Origin of the sequence: Frondihabitans sp. Leaf304, from assembly GCF_001423105.1 — a bacterium.
GTDB lineage: Bacteria > Actinomycetota > Actinomycetes > Actinomycetales > Microbacteriaceae > Frondihabitans.
The window spans coordinates 543,627-565,883 of sequence record NZ_LMNV01000002.1 but is presented as its reverse complement, the minus strand read 5'-3'; the positions used below and the strand labels follow the sequence as shown (position 1 = coordinate 565,883).

Annotated in this window: 19 protein-coding genes; 14 read left to right on the top strand and 5 right to left on the bottom strand. The window is 67.4% G+C overall.

Annotated features, from left to right (window positions below; all coding sequences use genetic code 11):
- Window positions 1–4 precede the first annotated feature (4 nt).
- Both ASF54_RS02495 and ASF54_RS02490 read right to left on the bottom strand, forming a co-directional pair.
- Window positions 5–1,852 carry a glycoside hydrolase family 15 protein gene (locus tag ASF54_RS02495; RefSeq protein ID WP_055958423.1) on the bottom strand — a complete coding sequence of 616 codons (1,848 nt, stop codon included), beginning with the start codon at window positions 1,850–1,852 and terminating at the stop codon, window positions 5–7.
- Between the two features lie 49 nt (window positions 1,853–1,901).
- Window positions 1,902–2,228 carry a DUF6504 family protein gene (locus tag ASF54_RS02490; protein ID WP_055958420.1) on the bottom strand — a complete coding sequence of 109 codons (327 nt, stop codon included), beginning with the start codon at window positions 2,226–2,228 and terminating at the stop codon, window positions 1,902–1,904.
- Window positions 2,229–2,516: 288 nt separating this feature from the next.
- On the opposite strand from ASF54_RS02490, the gene ASF54_RS02485 reads away from it, so the two are divergent.
- Window positions 2,517–3,269, top strand: a complete 753-nt coding sequence (locus ASF54_RS02485) for an SDR family oxidoreductase (protein ID WP_055958417.1) — start codon at window positions 2,517–2,519, stop codon at window positions 3,267–3,269.
- A 4-nt stretch (window positions 3,270–3,273) separates the two neighbouring features.
- On the opposite strand, the gene ASF54_RS02480 is transcribed toward ASF54_RS02485, so the two are convergent.
- Together ASF54_RS02480 and ASF54_RS02475 are read right to left on the bottom strand one after the other, a co-directional pair.
- Complete coding sequence (locus ASF54_RS02480; RefSeq protein WP_055961886.1) at window positions 3,274–4,281, bottom strand: App1 family protein; 1,008 nt, start codon at window positions 4,279–4,281, stop codon at window positions 3,274–3,276.
- Window positions 4,282–4,471: 190 nt separating this feature from the next.
- Window positions 4,472–5,188 carry an SOS response-associated peptidase gene (locus ASF54_RS02475; RefSeq protein WP_084815888.1) on the bottom strand — a complete coding sequence of 239 codons (717 nt, stop codon included), beginning with the start codon at window positions 5,186–5,188 and terminating at the stop codon, window positions 4,472–4,474.
- A gap of 64 nt (window positions 5,189–5,252) precedes the next feature.
- Here ASF54_RS02475 and ASF54_RS02470 point away from each other — a divergent pair, with 64 nt between their 5' ends.
- The 9 genes from ASF54_RS02470 (at window position 5,253) to cydC (ending at window position 15,292) form a co-directional block, all read left to right on the top strand.
- Window positions 5,253–5,897, top strand: coding sequence for a TetR/AcrR family transcriptional regulator (locus ASF54_RS02470; protein WP_055958410.1), 645 nt, complete (start codon window positions 5,253–5,255; stop codon window positions 5,895–5,897).
- Between the two features lie 143 nt (window positions 5,898–6,040).
- A complete protein-coding gene (locus ASF54_RS02465; RefSeq protein WP_055958407.1) occupies window positions 6,041–6,883 on the top strand; it encodes an ABC transporter ATP-binding protein in 843 nt (280 codons plus the stop codon).
- Window positions 6,880–7,560, top strand: coding sequence for an ABC transporter permease (locus ASF54_RS02460; protein ID WP_055958405.1), 681 nt, complete (start codon window positions 6,880–6,882; stop codon window positions 7,558–7,560). Before ASF54_RS02465 ends, ASF54_RS02460 begins: the two co-directional genes overlap by 4 nt.
- Window positions 7,557–8,303 (top strand): ABC transporter permease, encoded by a 747-nt coding sequence (locus ASF54_RS02455; protein ID WP_055958402.1) that lies wholly within the window; start codon window positions 7,557–7,559, stop codon window positions 8,301–8,303. The genes ASF54_RS02460 and ASF54_RS02455 overlap by 4 nt, the downstream gene beginning before the upstream one ends.
- A complete protein-coding gene (locus ASF54_RS02450; protein WP_055958399.1) occupies window positions 8,303–9,229 on the top strand; it encodes an ABC transporter substrate-binding protein in 927 nt (308 codons plus the stop codon). Before ASF54_RS02455 ends, ASF54_RS02450 begins: the two co-directional genes overlap by 1 nt.
- A gap of 259 nt (window positions 9,230–9,488) precedes the next feature.
- Complete coding sequence (locus ASF54_RS02445; RefSeq protein WP_055958396.1) at window positions 9,489–10,901, top strand: cytochrome ubiquinol oxidase subunit I; 1,413 nt, start codon at window positions 9,489–9,491, stop codon at window positions 10,899–10,901.
- Entirely contained in the window at window positions 10,901–11,905 is a 1,005-nt protein-coding gene (cydB, locus tag ASF54_RS02440; RefSeq protein WP_055958393.1) for a cytochrome d ubiquinol oxidase subunit II, read from the top strand. The genes ASF54_RS02445 and cydB overlap by 1 nt, the downstream gene beginning before the upstream one ends.
- Window positions 11,906–11,915: 10 nt before the next feature.
- The gene (gene cydD / locus ASF54_RS02435; RefSeq protein WP_055958390.1) at window positions 11,916–13,604 is read left to right on the top strand and encodes a thiol reductant ABC exporter subunit CydD; all 1,689 of its coding nucleotides are present in this window, start codon (window positions 11,916–11,918) and stop codon (window positions 13,602–13,604) included.
- Window positions 13,601–15,292 carry a thiol reductant ABC exporter subunit CydC gene (cydC, locus tag ASF54_RS02430; protein WP_055958387.1) on the top strand — a complete coding sequence of 564 codons (1,692 nt, stop codon included), beginning with the start codon at window positions 13,601–13,603 and terminating at the stop codon, window positions 15,290–15,292. Before cydD ends, cydC begins: the two co-directional genes overlap by 4 nt.
- 290 nt (window positions 15,293–15,582) lie before the next feature.
- Here the strand turns inward: cydC and ASF54_RS02425 are convergent, their stop codons facing one another.
- The gene (locus ASF54_RS02425; protein ID WP_055958385.1) at window positions 15,583–16,317 is read right to left on the bottom strand and encodes an aminotransferase class IV; all 735 of its coding nucleotides are present in this window, start codon (window positions 16,315–16,317) and stop codon (window positions 15,583–15,585) included.
- A gap of 12 nt (window positions 16,318–16,329) precedes the next feature.
- On the opposite strand from ASF54_RS02425, the gene ASF54_RS02420 reads away from it, so the two are divergent.
- From ASF54_RS02420 to ASF54_RS02405, 4 genes are all read left to right on the top strand, one after another.
- On the top strand, window positions 16,330–17,709 hold the full coding sequence (locus tag ASF54_RS02420; RefSeq protein ID WP_055958382.1) for an anthranilate synthase component I family protein: 1,380 nt from the start codon (window positions 16,330–16,332) through the stop codon (window positions 17,707–17,709).
- A 115-nt stretch (window positions 17,710–17,824) separates the two neighbouring features.
- Entirely contained in the window at window positions 17,825–20,365 is a 2,541-nt protein-coding gene (gene leuS / locus ASF54_RS02415; RefSeq protein ID WP_055961883.1) for a leucine--tRNA ligase, read from the top strand.
- A gap of 229 nt (window positions 20,366–20,594) precedes the next feature.
- Window positions 20,595–21,281 (top strand): helix-hairpin-helix domain-containing protein, encoded by a 687-nt coding sequence (locus ASF54_RS02410; protein WP_084815886.1) that lies wholly within the window; start codon window positions 20,595–20,597, stop codon window positions 21,279–21,281.
- A 91-nt stretch (window positions 21,282–21,372) separates the two neighbouring features.
- Complete coding sequence (locus ASF54_RS02405; RefSeq protein WP_055958379.1) at window positions 21,373–22,251, top strand: NAD-dependent epimerase/dehydratase family protein; 879 nt, start codon at window positions 21,373–21,375, stop codon at window positions 22,249–22,251.
- Window positions 22,252–22,257 lie beyond the last annotated feature (6 nt).

Below are 22,257 nucleotides of genomic sequence, written 5' to 3'. Positions count from 1 at the left end.
TCGGTCAGGCCTGACTCGCGAGCCGTCGGGCGTCGCCTCCGCGCGAGTGCTCGATCGCGGCGTCGATGGCGTCGGCCGCGCGCACGAGGGCCAGGTGCGACAGTGCCTGCGGTGTGTTGCCGACGTGGCGCCCCGTGGCCACCTCGATCTCTTCGGAGAGCATGCCGACGTCGTTGGCGAAGCCGACGAGGCGATCCATCAGACGGGTCGCATCGTCGATGCGGCCGCTGCGACCGTACTGCTCTGCGAGCCAGAACGAGCACGCGAGGAACGGGTTTTCGGTGCCGGCCAGGCCATCGACACCCGACTCGGTGCGGTATCGGAGAAGCAGGCCGTCGTGCAGGAGGTCTTCCTCGATGGCCTTGACCGTGCCGAGCATGCGCGGGTCGTGGGCGTCGACATAACCGACCTGCGCGAGCTGCAGCAATGACGCATCAACCTCTTTCGAGCCGTAGTGCTGCACATAGCAGTTGCGCTCGGCGTCGTAGCCGTGCTCCTCGATCTCGTCGCGCACCTTCTCGCGGAGTTCGAGCCACCGGTCGACGGGGCCCTCGAGGTGGAACTGCTGCACGCCGCGAATCGCCCGATCGAGTGCCGCCCAGATCATCACCCGCGAGTGTGTGAAGTGCTGCGCCTCGCCGCGGATCTCCCAGATGCCGTTGTCGGGCCGCGACCAGTTGTCTTCGACGTACGACATGAGGGCCCGTTGCAGCGACCACGAATCAGCCCCCTCTTCGACGCCGAGCTCGCGAGCGTCGTGAAGAGCGACCATCACCTCACCGAAGACGTCGCCCTGATATTGCGTGAAGGCGCCGTTGCCGATGCGCACCGGCGCAGCCCCCTGGTAGCCCGGCAGCTCGTCGATGGTCGTCTCGGCCAGATAGCGCTCGCCCGCCAGCCCGTACATGATCTGCACGTCGGCGGGGTCGCCGGCGATAGCGCGCAGAAGCCAGTCGCGCCAGCCGGTGGCCTCGTCGGCGAAGCCGTGCAGGATCAGCGCCTGCAGAGTCATCGATGCATCGCGAAGCCAGACGTAGCGGTAATCCCAGTTGCGCTGCCCGCCGAACTGCTCGGGCAGGCTCGTGGTGGCGGCCGCGACGATGCCGTTCGTGTCTTCGTGGGTAAGCGCTCGGAGCAGCAGGAGCGAGCGGTGCACCTCGGAGGAGTAGACGGCGGGGGCGTCGGAGTGGGAAGCCCATTCCTGCCACCACGAGACCGTGTCGAGGATCCGCGCCCCGACGTCGATCGGAGCGGGCGGCTCGCGGTGCGACGGATACCAGGTCAGCGACAGATCAACGGTCTCGCCCTCGGAGACGTCGAAGGTGGCCTCGTGGGTGTGGTCGGAGGCGGTGAGCTTGGGGCCGCGGACGACGACGGCGTCGGGCCCGGCGATCGCGATCAGTGCGGTCGTACCGGGCTCGCCCCGGCCGGCGGCGATGTCGGCGGAGTCGGGGATCTGCCGGATCCAGGGAATAGCGGTCGTGTAGGCGAAACGGATGCGCAGGTCTTCGTGCATCGTCACCGTGCCGCGGATGCCGCGGATTCGTCGGACGACATCGGCGCGCCTGTCGCCGTAGGGCATCAGGTCGATCACCTCGACCTCGCCGGTCGTGGTGACCCAGCGCGTGGTCAACACGAACGTGCTGTCGACGTACGAGCGGGTGGCTGTGGCGGCCTCATCGCTCGGCGCGACCAGCCAGCGACCGTTGTCGTCGTCGCCGAGAAGCGCGGCGAACATCGACCCCGAATCGAACCGGGGGAGGCACAGCCAGTCGATGCTGCCGTTTCGGCCGACCAGGGCGGCAGTGTGACAGTCGCCGATCAGTGCATAGTCTTCGATCGCTAGGGGCATGGGCTCATCAAATCACTCGGGAGCTTCGAATCGGTCGAACCAGGCGGCGTCAGGCGAACAGCTGCTGATCGACCTCGTCATCGAAGACACCGAGCAGCAGCCACTCGTGGCTGACCGGATCTCGGGCTAGGTCGAACGTGCCGTCGACCCTCTGCGCGCCATCGGTGAGGGGAAGGGCGTCGACTCGCCAGACCGGCATCTCGATCAGGTCGGCGCCGGCCCCGCGGGGCGCTCGTTTCGCCGATGCCCACCATGCCTGCCGGGTGATCCAGTACTCGGGCGAGCTGACCACCCCGTAGACGACGCGGCGCCAGGTGAAGCGAAGGGGTAACCCCTCATCGGTCGTCTCGACCGGTACTCGCTCGTCGATTCTCATGTGCGCCCCATTCGTCTAATTCGAAGATACGTTCGAATTCTAGAAATCGCCACCGACATTCGCGCCCGTTTCCAGCCCCCACCCGGCCCCTAACCCGGCCCCCTCCGAATTCGAAGGAGATCCGGGTGCGTGACCCCGTCGGATCCTTGTGTTTGCGTTTCGCCCGGAAGGTTTTTCCTTCAAATTCGGAAAGGCAGCCGGCCGGCCACCTGAGAAGGAAGCAGAGACTGGGAGTCCGCGGCTGAGCGCTCCCTACCCGAGACCCGCCGACCCGAGCAGAGTGAAGACATGAAGACGACAGGAAACACCATTCTCATCACCGGCGGCACCTCGGGACTCGGCCTGGGGCTCGCCCAGCGATTCGCCGCTGCAGACAACAAGGTGATCGTGGCCGGGCGCCGCGCCGAGCTGCTGCGCGACATCGAGGCGAGCAACCCGGGGATCACCGGCCTCGAGCTCGACGTCGCCGATCCGACATCGATCGCGGAGGCGTTCACGAAGGTGACCGCGTCGGATCCTGAGCTCAATGTGGTGATCACCATGGCCGGGATCATGCAGCCGGAAGACCTGCACTCGGCCGGGTTCCTCGAGACCGCCGAGAAGACGATCACGACCAACCTGCTCGGGACGATCCGCACGATCGCCGCGTTCACCGAGTTCTTGCAGACCAAGCCGGACGCCACGATCATGACCGTCACCTCGGGCCTCGCCTACACGCCGCTCGCCCTCACCCCGACGTACAACGCGACTAAGGCCGCCGTGGCCTCGTTCACCGACATCCTGCGCCTGCAGCTCGCCGACACGTCGGTCGAGGTGCTCGAGCTGGTCCCGCCGGCGGTCGCCACGACCCTGCTCGGTCAGGATCAGGACGACAGCGGGCGCGCCATGCCGGTCGACGAGTTCCTCGACGAAGTCATGTCGATCCTCACCGAGCGACCGGACGAGAAGCAGGTCATGGTCGAGCGCGTGAAGCCGCTGCGCTACTCCGAGGCCAACGGCAACTACGACCAGGTGATGCAGACGCTGGCCGGCAGCCACTAGCCGCTCAGTTCGGCTCGACGAGCCCCTTCTCGACCAGCTGATCCCAGATGCCGGCGCCGTCGGGCGCATAGATCCAGGGCACGTTGGTGGCGCGCTCGCGTTCCTCGCTCCGGGAGCGGCCACCGGCGAACACGGCCTCGCTCGACGACAGCTGGCGGATCGCCACGCCGGCCACGTTGCTCGGATGATCGCGCAGGAACCCGCCGTAGAGGTCTTCGTCGTGCTGCCCGTCGTCGCCGATGAGCAGCCATTCCATGTCGGGGAACTCCTGTGCCAGACGGGCCAGCGACTGCTGCTTGTGCTGGCGCCCCGATCGGAACCAGCGGTCGTGGGTCGGACCCCAGTCGGTCAGGAGGAGCGGACCGCGCGGGTAGAAGTTGCGAGTGAGGAACCGATAGAGCGTCGGAGCCACGTTCCAGGCGCCGGTCGAGAGGTAGATGACCGGGCAGCCGTCGTGTGTCGCGCGGAGGCGCTCGTAGAGGACGGCCATGCCGGGCACGGGCCGTCGAGCGTGCTCGTCGAGCACGAAGGTGTTCCAGGCGGCCAGGAGCGGGCGGGGGAGCGCCGTCACCATCACGGTGTCGTCGATGTCGGACACCATGCCGAATCGCACCGACGGGTCGATGACGAAGATCTCCGCCGAGACGTCGAGGGAGCCCTCGGTGCGGAGCGTGATGGTGTTCCACCCCGGCGGCAATCCCACTTCGATTCGAGCGTCGACGACTCCGCCGCGATCCGCGGTCGCGTGATGGGTGACGCCGTCGACCACCACGTCGACGACGACCTCGTCGATCGGAACGCTGGTGAAGCTCCTCCACCCGCGCACGTGCGTGTGCCCGGTGGAGCGTTTCTCGCCGTCTTTCGTCAGGAGCACCCGGCCGAGCACGCGGAACCAACCGTCGCCCCCATAGCCGACGAACGGGACGATCGTCGGGATCAGGCCGCGTCGCCGGGCATTCCGCTCGCGGAACTCGTGGATCGTGTCTTCCATGCGCGCGGCCCGGTGCAGCATCGGCTCGACGCCCTGCGAGACGACGTTCTGGGCCAGCTGGCTCTGGCCGAGGGGGCTCTGCCCGAGGGGGGTTTGCGCGAGGTTCTTGGCGAATCGGCTCGTCGAGTCGGATTTTCGGGCGGGTGGCGACTTTCGGGAGCCCAGCATTCGATCATTCTGGCACGCCGGCCGGTTCGCCCGTCCGCGACGATCAGTCGCCTGCGGCGCTCGCCAGCGCCTCGCCGACCTGCCCGCCCGGCACCTCTCGCACGGTCACCCGGTAGGCGTGCTGCTCGGCTTCGCCCGAGATGCCCTCGAGGAGGTCGGCGTCGCCCTCGGTGTGCGGGTCGAGCCAGTCCTCCATGATCTCGGCGTCGACCAGCACGGGCATCCGCTCGTGGATCTCGGCGAGCGGCCCGACGGCCTCGCGGGTCAAAATCGTGGTGCTCAGGATCCAGCGACCGGCGTCGTCCGCTGCCGCGCCCGGATTGCGCCACCACTCGTAGAGCGCACCGAAGAGCATCAGTTCGTCGTCGGGAAGGCTCACGTACACGGGGAGCTTGGATCCGTCGGCCTGCGGTACCCACTCGTAGTAGCCCGAGGCGGGGATCACGGCGCGCCTCGACACGACCGCGTCGCGGAAGGTGGGCTTCTCGGCCGCCGTCTCGATGCGGGCGTTGAAGGCGCGTGACCCTACCGAAGGGTCGTCGGCCCAGGAGGGGATGAGGCCCCATTTCGCCGAGGCCAGTCGACGGATCGGCGGCCCTCCCGCATCGTCGCCCCGGGGTGCTGCGTCGACGAGAAGACTCACCTGCGCAGTCGGGGCGATATTCCAGGAAGGCTCTGGAAGAGTGTCTCCCGTCACGTCCACGTCGAAGAGCGCCACTAGGTCGCTCGAGGCGCGCGCCATCACGATTCTTCCGCACATGACGTCCAGTCAACCGTAGGTGGACGACATCGAGGCGTCGCAACGCTTGTAAGAAGGAGAACCATTGCTCGTCACCGATGTCAATGAAGCACTGCCCGGGGGATCATCGCTGCTCAGGAACGAGCCCGTGCAGGCGAGAAGCTCTGCACGGCTCACCGGGCTCCTCGACGCCGCTGCCGGCATCATCGACGAGATCGGCTTCGAGCGTCTGACCACGGCCATGGTCGCCGAGCGGGCCGGAGCCTCCATCGGCACGGTCTACCGCTACTTTCCCGACCGTATCGCCGTCGTCGAGGCGCTGGCGGCGCGCAGCATCGCGCGCCTGCTCGAGCGGCTCGGGGCAGCGATCGGCGAGGCGGATTCGGCCGACTGGCACTCCGCCCTCGACCTCGCCATCACGGCCCAGGTCGAGATGTACCGCAGTGAGCCGGGCTTCCGCGCGATCCGCTTCAGCGAGACCGAGACGGCCGACCGCTCGGGCGATGCCGACGCGCGTCGATCGCTTTCCGATCAACTGACGTCTCACCTCGTCGACATCTTCTCTCTCGAACGCACCGCCGACCTCGAGTTCGCGATCGAGGTGGCGACCGAGATGTCGACGTCGCTCGTCGCCCGCGCGTTCCTGCACGATCCTCAGGGCGACTCGCGCTTCCTCGACGAGAGCCGGGTGGTCGTGGCGGCATATTTGAAGCGCATCCCGTCCGCCTGAGGCGATTTATGACGGCCTCGTAACACTGCCGCCGCAACTGTGGTTCAGTGTGACGACCTGGCGTGTGTCGATTTGTGGTGCCCACGAAGAAGGTGCCCGAAGAAACTGTCCATCGATGCCATGTCCAGCGAGAAGGGTCGCCCATGATCGAGTTCCGCTCGGTAACCAAGCAATATCCCGACGGAACTCGTGCCGTCGAAGACTTCAGCCTCATGATCCCCTCCCGTAAGACGACGGTCTTCGTCGGTTCCAGCGGGTGCGGTAAGACCACGATCCTCCGGATGATCAACCGAATGGTCGATCCCACCTCGGGGTCGATTCAGATCGACGGCGACGACATCGGCGGCCTCGAACCGGTGGGTCTCCGGCGCAGCATCGGCTACGTCATGCAGAACTCCGGGCTGCTTCCGCACCGCAAGGTGGTCGACAACATCGCGACGGTGCCGCTCCTCAAGGGCGTCAAGAAGGCCGAAGCAAGGATCCGGGCGCTCGAGCTGATGGACACCGTCGGTCTCGATCGCGCGTTTGCCGACCGCTACCCGAGCCAGCTCTCGGGCGGCCAGCAGCAGCGGGTCGGCGTCGCGCGGGGTCTTGCCGTCGACCCGAACATCCTGCTGATGGATGAGCCGTTCGGCGCCGTGGATCCTCTGGTTCGCTCCGACCTCCAGGAGGAACTGATCCGCCTCCAGCGCGACCTCGACAAGACGGTCGTCTTCGTGACCCACGACATCGACGAGGCCTTCTACCTGGGCGACCAGGTCGTGATCCTCAAGAAGGGTGGCCACATCGCTCAAGTCGGCTCACCCTCCGAGATCCTCGCGAACCCGGCCGACGACTTTGTCGCGGATTTCGTCGGGGCAAACCGCGGAAAGCGGGCGCTGCACATCGAAGAGACGGCGTCGGGCTCGATCGTCGTCGATGCCGACGGTCGCCCTGCGGGCACTCTGACCGGCCGAGTTCCCGTGGCGGATCGGCCTTTGTCGTGAAGTGGGTTCTCGAGAACCTTCCCTACCTCGCCGACTCGGCGTGGGCGCACCTCCAGCTAAGCATCCCTCCCATCATCCTGTCGTTCGTGTTGAGTGTGCCGCTCGGGTGGCTGGCGAACCGCTATCGGCTGTTCCGTGGGCCGCTCCTCACGGTCGCCGGTCTGCTCTACGCCATCCCTTCTCTTCCGCTGCTCGTCGTTCTCCCGCTAGTTATCGGGACTGGTCTTCGAAGCCCGGTCAATGTCATCATCGGACTCACGCTCTATGGAATGGCGCTCATGGTCCGGTCCACAGCTGACGCCCTCGAAGCCGTCGAGCCGGACGTCCGGCAGTCGGCGACCGCAATCGGATTTAGCGCCTGGGGACGTTTCTTCGCTGTCGACTTTCCGCTCGCCGGGCCGGTGCTTCTCGCAGGAATGCGCGTCGTCGTCGTGAGCACCGTAAGTCTCGTCACGGTCGGCGGTGTTCTCGGCGTCAACGGTCTCGGGCTTCTGTTCACCGACGGACTCCAGCGCGCCATCATTGCGGAGATCGTGTCCGGAATCGTGCTCACGGTCGTGCTCGCGCTCGTCCTCGACAGGCTCCTCGTTCTTCTCGGTCGGGCGCTGATGCCTTGGACGAAGGCGACTGCGACGCCTAGCCGCAGAGCCGCGAGGCGGGTGATGGCAACAGCATGAACCTTTTCGTTGACGCAATTCAGTTCATCTTCACTCCGGCCAACTGGGGCGACGCGGCGTTGAACCCCATCGGCGCTCGCCTGTTCGAGCACCTCTGGTACACCCTTCTCGCGCTCGTCATTTCCGCTGTCATCGCCATTCCGATCGGGCTCGCGATCGGTCACACCGGTCGCGGTCGATCCGCGGCCGTCCTCATCTCAGGAGGGGCGCGAGCCCTGCCGACCTTCGGCGTCATCACCCTGTTGGCAGTACTGCTTGGTATCGGGCTTCGAGCTCCTCTCATCGCATTCGTGATTCTCGCCATTCCGTCGATCCTTGCGGGGGCTTACTCGGGGATCGAGGCTGTCGACAGAAAGACAGTCGATGCGGCTCGCGCCATGGGAATGACCGAGTGGCAGATCTTGACGCAGGTCGAGGTACCCCTGGGCCTGCCCCTTTTGATCGGCGGCCTCCGCTCGGCCACCCTGCAGATTGTGGCTACAGCGACCCTGGCGAACTACGTCGGCGCAGGAGGCCTGGGGATCTTCATCTTCCTCGGTCTCGGCACCCAGAATTACACCGACATGCTCGTCGGAGCGATTCTCGTCGTCGCCCTCGCCATCGTCCTGGAGATCGTCTTCTCGATCATCCAGCGCCTCGTCGTCCCCGCGGGTGTCCGCGCGGGACGCACTCAGAACGACCGCCCGGGAGCAACCCGTTCCCGCGCGGTAGTGGGATCCCCACTCCAGGAAGGAAGCAAGTGATGTTCACAGCGAAGAGAGGCCGGCTCGCCCTCGTGGGCGCAGTCGCGATCGGGGCTATGGTCGCCCTGGCAGGGTGCTCGTCAAGCGACCCGCTCAAGTCGGGATCGGATGCCACGGCGTCCGGTGACACGATCGTGATCGGCTCGCAGCAGTACTACTCGAACGAGATCGTCGCCGAGGCGTACGCCCAGGCGCTCGAGAACGCCGGGTTCAAGGTCGACCGCCAGTTCAACATCGGTCAGCGCAACGTCTACCTGCCCGAGCTCGAAAAGGGCACGATCGACGTCATGGCCGACTACAGCGGAAGCCTGCTGCAGTACTACGACGCCAAGACCACCGCGAAGAGCGAGGACGACATCGTCGCTGCTCTGCCGGATGCACTGCCGGACGGATTACGGGTCCTCAAGGCCGCTGAGGCGACCGACCAGGACACGTACACCGTCACCAAGAAGTTCTCGGAAGACAACTCGATCACGAGCCTCGCCGACCTGAAGGACTACTCGGGCAAGCTCGTCGTCGGAGCGAACGCGGAGTTCCAGACCCGTCCGTACGGCATCACCGGCCTCAAGTCGGTCTATGGCGCGACGGCGACCCTCAAGACCATCAGCGACTCCGGCGGAGCGAACACCGTCGCCGCGCTGAAGAACGGTCAGGTCCAGCTCGCCGACATCTACTCGGCCAGCCCGGCGATCAAGGCGAACGACTTCGTCAGCCTCGAAGACCCCGAGAACATGATCCTGCCGCAGCACGTGATCCCCGTGGTCGACGACAAGGTCGACTCGAAGGCTGCCGGCATCATCGAGGACGTCAACGCGAAGCTCACGCAGGCCACGCTGATCGACCTCAACACCACGAGCGTCGACGACAAGTCGTCGGCCGCCGTCATCGCAAAGAAGTTCCTGAGCGATTCCGGGCTCGTCAAGTAACGTCGCAGCACCCCGGAAGGGCCGTCGTTCGAGTCAGAGGCACTCGAACGGCGGCCCTTCTTCTGTGCCATCCGCGCTCGTGACAGCAGTCTCTCGGGATCGAGCGTTCCCCGGCGTGATCAGGCTTTTCGCAGGTGAGACGGCCCGATTGGGGCCCGCCGGACTCCTAGGGTTTAAGTGTCCCCAGGAAGTCGCAACGACGAGACGACCACCCCTCGGAATGACAAGAGGCACCCGTGAACCACCCGGTGAGCATCGCATGAACGAGCTACTCGATCCGCTCCTTCTTTCGAGATGGCAGTTCGGCCTCACGACCATCTACCACTTCTTGTTCGTGCCTCTCACGATCGGCATGGGCTTCACCGTCGCCGTCTTCCAAACCGCTTGGTACCGCACAGGCCGTGCTCACTACCTCCAGCTGACGAAGTTCTTCGGCCGCATCTTCCTGATCAACTTCGCAATGGGCGTCGTCACCGGAATCGTGCAGGAGTTCCAGTTCGGCATGAACTGGTCGGAGTACTCCCGCTTCGTCGGCGACGTGTTCGGCGCTCCGCTCGCCCTCGAGGGCCTCCTCGCGTTCTTCCTCGAGGCGACGTTCCTCGGCGTCTGGATCTTCGGATGGGACCGCGTGCCCAAGGGCCTGCACCTCACCTCGATCTGGGGTGCGACCATCGGCAGCATCGCGTCGGCCTACTTCATCATCTGCGCCAACTCGTTCATGCAGCACCCGGTCGGCTACGCCATCAACGAGGAGAAGGGCCGTGCCGAGCTCACGAGTCTCTGGGAGGTGCTGACCAACAAGGTCGCCCTCGCGGCGTTCCCGCACACGCTCTTCGCCTGCTTCATGGTCTCGGCCGCCGTCATCATCTCGGTCGCCGCCTGGCACCTGCACCGCAACCAGCACCTCGAGACCATGCGTCCGGCCCTGCGGTTCGGTATGTGGATGATGCTCGCCGCCGGCGCGCTCACCGTGCTCTCGGGCGACCAGCTCGGCCTCGCCATGGTCGAGACCCAGCCGATGAAGATGGCTGCGGCCGAGGCGCTCTACAAGACGTCGACCGGCTTCGACGCGTCGTTCTCGGTCTTCACCCTCGGCACTCCCGACGGTGTGAGCGAGCTCTTCAGCATCCGCATCCCGTACCTGCTGTCGTTCCTGTCGACGCACACGTTCACCGGCACGGTCGAGGGCATCAACAACCTCCAGGCGCAGTACGTCTCGGCTTACGGCCCCGGCGACTACACGCCGATCATCTGGGTGACCTACTGGGCCTTCCGCTGGATGATCGCCCTCGGCATCCTCGCGATCATGATCGCGGCCGTGGGCCTCTGGATCACCCGCAAGGGTCGCATGCCGCAGAACAAGTGGGTCTGGCGCGCCGCGACCTGGAGCTTCCCACTCCCGCTCGCCGCCATGGTGATCGGCTGGATCTTCACCGAGATGGGTCGACAGCCCTGGCTCGTCTTCGGGCTGCTCAAGACGAGCGACGGCGTCTCGCCCGGCACCACCGGCGTCGAGGTGCTCATCTCGCTGCTCGCCTTCACCGCGATCTACGGGACGCTCATGGTCGTCGAGTTCCGGTTGACCCTGAAGGCCGCGCAGAAGGGGCCCGACGCCCCAACTAAGGTCGACGAGACCACCGGCAAGCTGATGCACGAAGCGACGGTCTATTGATGAGTCTCCCCGATATCTGGTTCCTGCTGATCGGCCTGTTCTTCACGGGGTACTTCGTGCTCGACGGCTTCGACTTCGGTGTGGGAATGTCGCTGCCGTTCCTCGGCCGCGACGACACCGACCGCCGCGTGCTCATCAACACCATCGGCCCTGTCTGGGATCTCAACGAGACCTGGGTGATCGTCGCCGGCGCCGCCCTCTTCGCGGCGTTTCCGGAGTGGTACGCGACCGTGTTCAGCGGCTTCTACCTGATCATGCTGATGATCCTGCTCGCACTGATCCTCCGCGGAGTCTCGTTCGAATACCGGCACCAGCGGCCCGACCACAAGTGGAAGCGCAACTTCGACCGGATGATCTTCATCGGCTCCGTGGTGCCGGCGTTCCTCTGGGGTGTCGTCTTCGCCAACATCGTTCGCGGCCTCGCGCTCGATGCGAACTTCGACTACATCGGATCCTTCGCCGACCTCTTCAACTGGTACTCGGTCGTCGGCGGCCTGGCCACCCTGCTGCTGTTCTTCACGCACGGGCTCATCTTCGTGTCGCTCAAGACCGATGGTGAGATCAGGATCCGGGCGCGCCACCTGGCCACCCGCGTCGGTGTCGCCACCATCGTCGTGGCCGGCGGGTTCCTCCTCGCCACCAGCCTCGCTCACGGTCGCCCGCTTTCGATCGCCCTCTCCGGTGTCGCGGTCGTCACCCTCGTCAGCTCGTTCGTCTCGAACCTCCGCGGTCGCGAGGGGGTCTCGTTTGCCTTCATGGCGGCGACGATCGCTGTGACGGTGGCCAGCCTGTTCGCCGCTCTCTTTCCGAACGTGCTCGTGGCGACGAACGACCCGGCCAACACGATGACGATCGTGAACTCGTCGAGCGGCGAGTACACCCTGTCGATCATGAGCTGGATCTCGTTGATCTTCGTGCCGCTGATCCTGGGGTACCAGGGGTTCACGTACTGGATCTTCCGCAAGCGCGTCACCCGTTCGCTCATCACCGCGTCGGCGCACTGACGGTCGCGCCGTGAAGCCCCTCGATCCGCGACTGCTGCGCTACGCCTCGTCCGTCCGCTCGTTCCTGGTGGCGGGTGCGGCCCTCGGCGTGGTGCAGACGGCCACGACCGTCGCCTTCGCCTGGTTCGTCTCGCAGGCGGTCGTCGCGGTCGTTGCGGGGCGTTCGGGTGAGCTGCCGCCGCTTCTCTTCGGGCTCGGGGCGACCCTCGTCGTCCGTTCGGCGTTGCTGTGGGGGCTGGAGGCCCTGTCTGCGCGAACGGCCGTTCGCGTCAAGAGCGAGCTGCGGTCGCGACTCGTGGCGGCGATCGCCGGTCAGGGTCGCGCGTGGGTGGCCGCTCACGGTTCGGCCCGCCTCGCCACCCTGGTGGGGCCGGGTCTCGACGCACTCGACGAGTACTTCGCCAAATATGTGCCGCAGCTGATCCTGACGGCGCTGGCGACCCCGCTGCTCGTGGTCGTCCTCTTCACCCAGGACGCCCTCACCGGCATCATCGTCGTCGTGACTCTGCCGCTGATCCCGGTCTTCATGATCCTGATCGGCTGGACGACCCGCTCCGCCCAGACCCGCCAGTGGGAGCGCCTGGCCGGCCTCGCCACGGCGTTCCTCGACGCGGTCGGGGGCCTCTCGACCCTGAAGGTCTTCGGTCGCGACCGGAGACAGGTGCGACGGATCGGCGCCATCACCGACGAGTACCGCACCGAGACGATGAAGGTCTTGCGGGTGTCGTTCCTCTCCGGGTTCGCCCTCGAGATGGCCGCCTCGCTCTCGGTCGCTCTGGTCGCAGTCGCCATCGGGCTCCGGCTCGTCTCCGGGTCGATCGAGCTGCCGGTCGGCCTGTTCCTGCTGCTCCTGACCCCCGAGGCCTACCTGCCGCTGCGCCAGGTCGGGGCGAACTACCACGCTGCCGCCGACGGTGTGGCCGCTGCCGATGAGGTGTTCGGGGTGCTCGACCAGCAGGTCGGTGCGGCTCCGACGAGAGTTTCGGGCGGCTCCGCGGATCCTTCGTCGTCTCAACCGGTCGGGCACGGCGACGTGTTGGAGGCACGGGGTCTCAGCGTGGCCTTCGACGGGCGGCGCGTCTTCGACCCGGTCGATCTCGACCTTCCGGTCGGTCTCGTAACGTCGATTTCAGGATCCAGCGGGGTCGGCAAGTCGACACTGCTCGCGGCCCTCCTCGGAACAGCGCCGCACGAGGGCTCGGTGCACTGGCAGACGGCCGACCGTGCACCGCTCGCGACCGACATCGCGTGGTCGGGTCAGCGTCCGGCGCTGTCGGCCGGCACGATCGCCTCGAACGTCGCGCTCGGCGACCGAGTCGACCTTCTCGCGGTCAGAGAAGCTCTTGCGACCGCCGGAGTGGGCGACATCGAGGCCGAATCGCTGCTCGGGGCCGGCGGAACAGGACTCTCGGGCGGCCAGTCCCAGCGGGTCGCGCTCGCTCGAGCCATCTATCGGGTGCGCCGCCGCGGGTGCCGGTTGCTGCTCGTCGACGAACCGACATCGGCCCTCGACGCCGACTCCGAGGCCGTGCTCGTCACCGGGCTACGGGCCATTGCAGCGACCGGCGTGGCCGTACTCGTCGTGACCCACCGCCCCGCCGTCGCCGAGGCCGCCGATGTCGCCCTCACGCTGACGCCCTCGGGCCTCGTCGCCGGTGCCAAGTCTGTCTCTCCGTCTGCTCGTGAGGTCTCGGCATGACGAATTCGATCCTTCGAACCGCACAGCCGTCGCTCCGCCGCAGCTGGCCGGGACTCGCCGCGGGGGTGCTGAGCGCGCTGAGCGGTGTCGCGCTCCTCGCGATGAGCGCCTACCTCATCACCCGCGCCGCCGAGCAGCCGCCGATTCTCTATCTGTCGATCGCCATCGTGTCGGTGCGGCTCTTCGCGCTGACTCGAGCCGTCTTTCGCTACCTCGAGCGCGTGGCGAGCCACGACGCCGCGTTCCGCCAACTCGCCGTGGTGCGGACGGGCCTCTACCGGCGACTCGTGCGGATCGCCCCCGCCGGTCTCAGCCGGACGGATCGCGGCGATCTGCTCAGCCGAGTCGTGAGCGACGTCGACGCGCTGCAAGATCTACCGTTGCGGGTCGCGCAGCCCCTCGTCATCTCGGGTGTCTCGGCGCTCGCGGCTGTCGTCGCGGTGTTCATCGTCGCGCCTCGGGCCGGGCTCGTGCTGCTCGTCGGCCTCCTCGTGGCGTTCGTCGTGGGCTGCCTTCTCGCCTCCCGGCTGGCGCGAACGTCGGAGATGGATCTGGCCGAGCGTCGCGGTGCCCTGTCGGCGGCTGTGCTCGACACCGTCCAGAACCTCGATGTCTTGGTCGCGTTCGGAGCGATCGACCGTCAGCTCGATCGGGTCGACGCCCTGGACGCCGATCTTCGTGGCGCGTCGCTGCGACGGGCTTCGAGCGCGGGCATCGTCGCCGGGCTGATCGCACTCGTCTCGGGTGCCACGGTGTTGTTCACGATCGTCGCCGCCGCGCCCTCGCTGGGTCACGGTCTCACCGGCCCGGAATTCGCCCTCGTCGCGCTCGTGCCGCTGGCCGTCTTCGAGGTCGTCGGAGCCGTTCCCGTCGCCGTACTCGCCTGGCGGAAGGTCGCCGCAAGCGCCCGACGGGTCGACGAGGCCGCCCCGTCGAGCTCCCCGGTCGGTGTCGTGATCGACGACGAGCCCGACGACGCTCCCGCCGGCGTGGCCCTGGAGCTCGGGCCCGTGGGATCGCCGGCGCTGACGCTTGCAGGGGTGGGCGCGGCCTGGCCTGAACCCGACGGCGGTGCGTCGTCGTCGCCGGCTCTCTCCGACGTCACTCTCGAGGTGGCGGTGGGTGATCGCGTGCTCATCGAAGGGCCGAGCGGCGCCGGTAAGACGACGCTCGCGCAGGTGCTGGTGCGCTTTCTCGACCACTCGGGCTCGTACCGGATCGGGGGAGTGGCCGACGCCGAACTCCGCCCCGCTGACGTGCGTGCGACGGTCGGGCTCATCGAGCAGACGCCGTACCTCTTCGACGAGAACGTCCGGCAGAATCTCCTTTTCGCACGCGACACGGCAACCGATGACGAGCTCACCGCGGTACTCGAGCGGGTGGGGCTCGGCGAGTGGCTACGGGAGCGCGGCGGGTTGACGGCGCGACTCGGCGAACGGGGCGAGCTGGTCTCGGGCGGTCAGGCCCAGCGGATCTCCCTGGCCAGGGCCCTGCTGCGCGGTTTCCCGATCCTGGTGCTCGACGAGCCCGCGGCGGGGGTCGACCCCGCTGTCGCCGACGTGCTCCTGCGCGACCTTCTGACGGCCGCGGCTGCCGACGGCACCACGGTGATCCTGATCTCGCACGTGCCGGTGGCGGCGTCTCTCGTGACGCGGCGGGTGCGGTTGGTTGGCGGTCGCTTGGCGTAGTGGCGCCGATCGGGAGTGCCGGCCGTGGGCTTCGAGTGCCGCCAAATGCATGCCCAGCCGGTGCCTGAGCGGCATTTGGCGGCACTGGGCGCCTCGCACTGACTGGGCACGGCGAGCCACCTGCCGCGATTGACGCCGAATGCCGGCCCCAGGGCGCGCCGCACGGCATAGGGCGGCACTCGGCGACTCAGCCTGAGCTGGCACGGCGAGCCACCTACCGCGAGTGCCGCAAATTGCTGCCCCGAGGGCGCGCCGTACGGCACACAGCGGCACTCGGCACCGCGGGCCGGCTAGGCCACCGGACGCCTGAGCGCGTCCAGCCGGGCACGCCACGCGCGCAGCCGCCCGGGCTGGGCGGCCAGCGCCGGGCCGCCCACCCACTTCGTCGCGATCCGCGGCCCATGCAGCGACCCGAGCGACCACACCTCGTGGCCCTCCAGGTCGGAGGGTTCGACCAGCTCGGGAACGATCTCGACCCCGAGTGCTGTCGCCAGGGTCACCAGGGCGCTCTCGGTGATGCTCGGCAGGCGTGGGAGCGACCCGTCGACGATGCAGAGCGAATCGCCGCGCCACCAGACGATCGACGAGTAGTTGCCTTCGACGACCAGCCCGTCGGGGGAGAGGATCACCGCCTCGTCCGCTCCAGCCCGGGCGGCTGCCGACCGGAGCGCGTCTAAGCGTGCCAGGTCGGGCCCCTTCACGAGCGGCGTCGTGCGCGGGTCGCCGGACGCGGTCGCGAGCACGAGCGACTCCGACCCGGTGGGCGCCGGGCGCGGTGACACCTCGAAGGTCGGCGCCGAGCTCCCCTCCGGCAGGGCCCACGAGATGCGCGGAAACCAGCGACCGTCCGACGGCACAGCGGCGACCGAGGCATCCCAGAACGAATCCGCCTCCTCGGCGAGATCGGCATCGAGCTCGGCCACGGACGCGACGAACCGCGACCGGTGGGCTGCGGCGGCAAGAATGCGCCCCCCGTCGACGAGGAACGAGTCGACCACCAGAGTTCGCACCGCGCCGGGTTTCATACAATCAACCCTATGCGGCAGTTGCTCCCCGGCTGGATCGCCGCCGAGACGGTGGTCAGGCGCTTCGGCGACTCCGGCGACGTCGTGTGGCTCGACGCCGGAGCCGCAAGCGACCTGGCAGGTGGCCTGCCTCTGGCCGGACATCCGACGACGACACTGGTCGGCTGGGGAGACCGCAGGATCCTCGCCCACGCCTCTACACAGGGCGCCATCGCGGGCGCCCTCCGCGACCTCGACACCGCCCTCGCCGCGGGGGCTAGCGTGGCGGAAGAGCCCCTCGGCTGGTGGGGCCTCGTCGGCTACGGCGTGGCGGCCGAACTGTTGGCACCGGGAGACCCGGCGTGGGCGGCGGCCCTGGCCGACGACACCCACCCCGATCTCGCGCTCCTCGAAATCGATCGGGCCCTCGTCTTCGACCACGTGCGGGGCACCGTCGAGCTGGTGACCCGGGGCGATCACGCCGACTGGGTCGAAGCGCTGATCCGCTGGTGGAATGGTGGTCCGGTGGCGGCAGCCCCGGATCCTGCGCTCGGGTCTGTCGACACGGCTCGACCCGCTGACCCGGTGTGGCACGACGACGACGCCGGGTACGTCGCGCTGGTGGACCGCTGTCGGGCTGCGATTCACGAGGGTGATGCGTTCGTGCTCTGCCTGACCACCGCTGTCTCGGTGCCGACCGTGGCGGTCGACCTCGATCTCTACGCACGTCTGCGGCGGCACTCACCGGCACCACGAGCATCGTTCGTGCGCATCGGCGAACTCGCGCTGATCGGGGCGAGCCCGGAGTCGTTCCTGCAAATCGACACTGACGGGCGAGTGTCGACGTCGCCGATCAAGGGGACGAGGATCCGCGACTCCGACCCCGAGGTCGATGCCGAGAGCGCGGCAGAGCTCCGGGGCAACGCGAAAGAGCGCGCCGAGAACCTCATGATCGTCGACCTGATGCGGAACGACCTCGGGCGAGTGTGCGAGCCGGGGTCGGTCGAGGTGCCGGAGCTGTTCGCGGTGCATTCGTACGAGCACGTGCACCAGCTGGTCAGCACGGTCACCGGCCGCGTGCGTCAGGGGCTGAGCGGAGTGGATGTGCTGCGCGCGACGTTCCCGCCCGGATCCATGACCGGCGCGCCGAAGCACAGCTCGGTGGCGCTGTTGCAGTCGTTCGAGGGGCATCCCCGCGGGGTGTATTCGGGCGTCGTGGGCCGGTTCGGCTATGACGGCACAACCGATCTCGCCGTCGTGATCCGCTCGATCGCGCTCGATCTCGCCTCGGGCACCGCGCGCGTCGGCGTCGGGGCCGGCATCACCGAGGGATCGGTGCCGACCGACGAGCTCACCGAGGTGCACGCCAAGGCCGCCCCGCTGCTGCAGGTGCTCGGCGCGGCGAGTCGCTAATCTAGATCGTCGGGTCTGCAAGCGCCCCGCAGCCCTGCCCCCAAGACCTGAATTGAGAATCTCAGTGGCACACGAGCACGACCAGAACAGCGCACCCCACGACGACCAGTTCGGAGTGGGCGGCTACGACTTCGCGAGCCTTCAGACGAAGTGGCAGGCCATCTGGGAGGAACGCCAACCCTTCACGGTCAGCGACGCCGGCGACAAGCGCCCGCGCAAGTACGTGATGGACATGTTCTCGTACCCCTCCGGCGACCTGCACATGGGTCACGCCGAGGCGTTCGCGTTCGGCGACGTGGTCGCCCGCTACTGGTGGCAGCAGGGCTTCCAGGTGCTGCACCCCGTCGGCTGGGATTCCTTCGGGCTCCCCGCCGAGAACGCCGCCATCAAGCGCGGTACCGACCCGCGCGAGTGGACCTACTCGAACATCGACCAGCAGCGCGCCGCCATGAAGGCCTACGGCGTCTCGGTCGACTGGACCCGCGAGATCCACACCTCCGACCCCGAGTACTACAAGTGGAACCAGTGGCTGTTCCTCAAGATGTACGAGAAGGGCCTCGCCTACCGCAAAGACAGCTGGGTCAACTGGGATCCGGTCGACCAAACAGTTCTCGCGAACGAGCAGGTGCTGGCCGACGGCACCTCCGACCGCTCGGGTGCCGTCGTGGTCAAGAAGAAGCTGACCCAGTGGTACTTCAAGATCACCGACTACGCCGACCGTCTGCTCGACGACTTGAACCAGCTCGAGGGCCGCTGGCCGTCGAAAGTCTTGGCCATGCAGCGCAACTGGATCGGCCGCTCGACCGGCGCCGACGTCGACTTCGTCGTCGAGGGTCGCTCCGAGAAGATCACGGTCTTCACGACGCGCCCCGACACGCTGTTCGGCGTGACGTTCATGGTGGTCGCCCCCGAGTCCGACCTCGCCGCCGAACTCGTCGCGGGGCAAGACGACGCGCAGATTCGCGCGGTGTTCCAGGACTTCCTCACCGAGGTGCAGAAGTCCAGCGAGATCGAGCGGATGACCGCCGACCGGCCCAAGAATGGCGTGTTCCTCGGCCGGTACGCGAAGAACCCGATCACGGGGGAGCGGATCCCGGTCTGGGCCGCCGACTACGTCCTGCCCGACTACGGTCACGGCGCCGTCATGGCCGTGCCCGCGCACGATCAGCGCGACCTCGACTTCGCGCTCAAGTACGACCTGCCCGTTCGGGTGGTCGTCGACGTGAACGCGCCCGTCACCGGTGTGATCCCGGCTCTCGAGCTCGACGAGAACGGTCTGGCGATCCTGCCTGACGATCTCGAGCCGTCCAACCCGGCCGAGACCGGCGAGGCGCTGACCGGCGAGGGCCGCCTGCTCAACTCGGGTGTCTTCACCGGCCTGTCGAAGTCGACAGGCATTAAAAAGATCATCGAGGCGCTCGAGACGTCGGGAGACGGCCGCGCCGCCAAGACCTACCGCCTGCGCGACTGGCTCATCTCGCGCCAGCGCTTCTGGGGCACCCCCATCCCGATCATCCACGGTGCCGACGGCACCGAGGTGCCGGTGCCGTACGACCAGCTCCCTGTCGAGCTGCCGTCCACCGAGGGTCTCGACCTGAAGCCGAAGGGCCAATCGCCCCTCGGCGCCGCCACCGACTGGGTCTCCGTGAAAGATCCCCGCGACGGTTCCGACGCCCTGCGAGACCCCGACACGATGGACACCTTCGTCGACTCGTCGTGGTACTACCTGCGCTACCTCAACCCGAACGACCCCGACAAGGCGTTCGACCCGAAGGAGGCCGACAAGTGGGCCCCCGTCGACCAGTACGTCGGTGGAGTCGAGCACGCGATTCTGCACCTGCTCTACGCGCGTTTCATCACCAAGGTCCTGTTCGACCTCGGTTACGTCGGATTCACCGAGCCCTTCAGCGCCCTGCTGAACCAGGGCATGGTGCTGTCGGGTGGCGCGAAGATGTCGAAGTCGAAGGGCGGGGTCAACCTCTCCGACGAACTCGCACTCCACGGCGTCGACGCGATCCGGCTGACGATGGCCTTCGCCGGCCCACCCGAAGACGACATCAACTGGGAAGACGTGTCGCCGGCCGGTGCCGCGAAGTTCCTCGCGCGCGCCTACCGCCTCGCGAAAGACGTGACCTCGGCCCCGGACGCCGTGTGGTCCGAGGGCGATCAGAACCTCCGCCGGGTGACGCACCGCTTCCTCTCGGAGTCGCCCGGTCTCGTCGAGGCCTTCAAGTTCAACGTCGTCGTCGCGCGCCTGATGGAGCTCGTCAACGCGATTCGCAAGGTCGTCGACTCCGGCGCGGGGGCAGCCGACCCGGCTGTTCGCGAGGCCACCGAGACCGTGGCGCTCGCCCTGTCGCTCTTCTCGCCGTTCGTGGCGTCTGAGATGTGGGAGATGCTCGGATACGACTCCGACGTCGCCACCTACGGCTGGCGCAAGGCCGACCCCACACTCCTGGTCGAGACGAGCATCACCGCGATCATCCAGGTCAACGGCAAGGTGCGAGACCGCATCGAGGTGTCGCCGAAGATCGCCTCCGACGAGCTCGAGAAGCTCGCCCGGGCTTCTGAGGCCGTCATTCGTGCCGTCGGCGACAAGGAGATCGTGAACGTGATCGTCCGTGCGCCGCGCGTGGTGAATATCGCCGTTCGCTGACTGTCGCTGTCTCGGGGCTCGACCCCCGGCCGGCCTCGGCCCTCCGGCGCCGGCCCTCAGGCCCCGGCGGGTGAGTGTCCATGATCTGCTGATTTGGGAGGTCTCCGATCAGCAGATCGTGGACACTCACCTTGTAAACCAGGTCTCCCCAGGAGCGGCTAGGCGCGAGTTGTGTACAGGGTGGGCCACCACGGGATCTGCAGCACGGCGGCGTCCCTAGCGTCGAGGGATGACCACTGAGCTCCGTGCATCTGAGCCCCGCCCACCCGACTTCCGCGAGCCCGGCTCCGCGCCGCGCTGGCGGATCGGCGTCGGTGCCGCGGTCGTCGCAGCCCTCGTCCTCTTCGGAGTGCTCGTGGTCGTGTCGGCGCTGAGGTCGGGCGGCGCAGCTGTCTCCGACGTCCCCCTCCCAGCCGGCTCCACCGCCGGCGCGGGCCGGCCCACCGCTTCCGCCTCTACCTCTGCTTCGGCCGGGCCGACCGTCTTCGTTCACATCCTCGGCCGAGTCCGCAAACCCGGGCTCTACGAGGTAGCCGGCACGGCGCGGGCGGTCGATGTCGTCGCCGCTGCCGGCGGCTTTCAGAACGACGCCGACCAGGCCGCTCTGAACCTCGCCCGCACCGTCACCGACGGCGAGCAGATCGTCGTTCCGCGGGTGGGCGAGTCACCGCCTCCTCTTCCTCCCGCAGGATCCGACAGCTCGGCTTCCACCACCGGCACCGCGCCCGTCGACCTGAACGCGGCCGATGAGGCCACCCTCGAGACCCTCACCGGGGTGGGTCCAGCGACCGCGGCCGCGATAATCGCCTGGCGCGACGAGCACGGCCGCTTCGAGTCGGTCGACGACCTCCTCGACGTCACGGGCATCGGCGAGAAGAAACTCGAGAAGCTTCGCGATGGGGTGGTGGTGCGATGACGGCGCTTTCACCCGACCCTGACTAAGTTCGTCTGTGTCGTGTCGCTCGGATTCGATCGAAGTGCCGGATGCCGGTTCGAGGGAGAACACTATGAAGGTCGTCATCACAGGATCCCGCGGCAAAGTCGGTCGGGCCGCGGTCGAGGCGTTCGTCGCCGCCGGTCACGATGTGCTCGGCGTCGATCTGGTGCGTCCGGTGTTCGACGCCGGCGTCACCGTACCAGGGCGCTACATGATGGCCGACCTCACCGATGCCGGCTCCGCGTACGCGGTCGTCGCCGGGGCCGATGTGGTCGTCCACGTCGCGGCCATCCCGCAGCCGACCGGCAACCCGCCGCATGTCGTCTTCCAGACCAATCTCATGTCGACGTTCAACCTGATCGAGGCGGCCGTCCGCTTCGGTGTCACGCGTTTCGTCAACGTGTCGAGCGAGAGCATTGTCGGCAACTTCTTTCCGGAGCGGCCCTTCCTGCCCGACTATGCGCCCGTCGACGAAGACCACCCGCTGTACCCGCAGGATCCTTATGCTCTGTCGAAGTCGTTCGGTGAGCAGCTCATGGATGCTGCAGTGCGCCGCTCCGACATTCGGGCGATCTCGATCCGGCCGAGCACGGTGCACAACGAAGACAACTACGAGGAGAACCTCGGCAAGCAGGTGCGAGACCCCTCGAACCTCAGCGCCAATCTGTGGAGCTACATCGACGTCTACGACCTCGCCGACGCCCTCGTGCTGTCGGCCGAGTCCGACCTTCCGGGCCATGAGGTGTTCTACATCGCCTCTCCCGACAATGCGGGCGGGCACGACTTCGCCGCGCTTCTCCACGAGCACTACGGAGACCAGATCGAGCTGCGCCCCCTCGACCGAGTCGACGCCTCCGGTATTTCGATCGCCAAAGCCCGCCGACTGCTCGGCTGGAATCCCACCCGGTCATGGCGTGACTACCTCGACGAGCAGGGGCACGCGCTCTAAGAATCG

Coding starts and splice junctions, on each gene's coding strand:
- ASF54_RS02495 (WP_055958423.1), bottom strand. CDS start 1,852: ATGCCCCTAGCGATCGAAGACTATGCACTGATCGGCGACTGTCACACT.
- ASF54_RS02490 (WP_055958420.1), bottom strand. CDS start 2,228: ATGAGAATCGACGAGCGAGTACCGGTCGAGACGACCGATGAGGGGTTA.
- ASF54_RS02485 (WP_055958417.1), top strand. CDS start 2,517: ATGAAGACGACAGGAAACACCATTCTCATCACCGGCGGCACCTCGGGA.
- ASF54_RS02480 (WP_055961886.1), bottom strand. CDS start 4,281: ATGCTGCACCGGGCCGCGCGCATGGAAGACACGATCCACGAGTTCCGC.
- ASF54_RS02475 (WP_084815888.1), bottom strand. CDS start 5,188: ATGTGCGGAAGAATCGTGATGGCGCGCGCCTCGAGCGACCTAGTGGCG.
- ASF54_RS02465 (WP_055958407.1), top strand. CDS start 6,041: ATGATCGAGTTCCGCTCGGTAACCAAGCAATATCCCGACGGAACTCGT.
- ASF54_RS02455 (WP_055958402.1), top strand. CDS start 7,557: ATGAACCTTTTCGTTGACGCAATTCAGTTCATCTTCACTCCGGCCAAC.
- ASF54_RS02450 (WP_055958399.1), top strand. CDS start 8,303: ATGTTCACAGCGAAGAGAGGCCGGCTCGCCCTCGTGGGCGCAGTCGCG.
- ASF54_RS02445 (WP_055958396.1), top strand. CDS start 9,489: ATGAACGAGCTACTCGATCCGCTCCTTCTTTCGAGATGGCAGTTCGGC.
- cydB (WP_055958393.1), top strand. CDS start 10,901: ATGAGTCTCCCCGATATCTGGTTCCTGCTGATCGGCCTGTTCTTCACG.
- cydC (WP_055958387.1), top strand. CDS start 13,601: ATGACGAATTCGATCCTTCGAACCGCACAGCCGTCGCTCCGCCGCAGC.
- ASF54_RS02425 (WP_055958385.1), bottom strand. CDS start 16,317: ATGAAACCCGGCGCGGTGCGAACTCTGGTGGTCGACTCGTTCCTCGTC.
- ASF54_RS02420 (WP_055958382.1), top strand. CDS start 16,330: ATGCGGCAGTTGCTCCCCGGCTGGATCGCCGCCGAGACGGTGGTCAGG.
- ASF54_RS02410 (WP_084815886.1), top strand. CDS start 20,595: ATGACCACTGAGCTCCGTGCATCTGAGCCCCGCCCACCCGACTTCCGC.
- ASF54_RS02405 (WP_055958379.1), top strand. CDS start 21,373: ATGAAGGTCGTCATCACAGGATCCCGCGGCAAAGTCGGTCGGGCCGCG.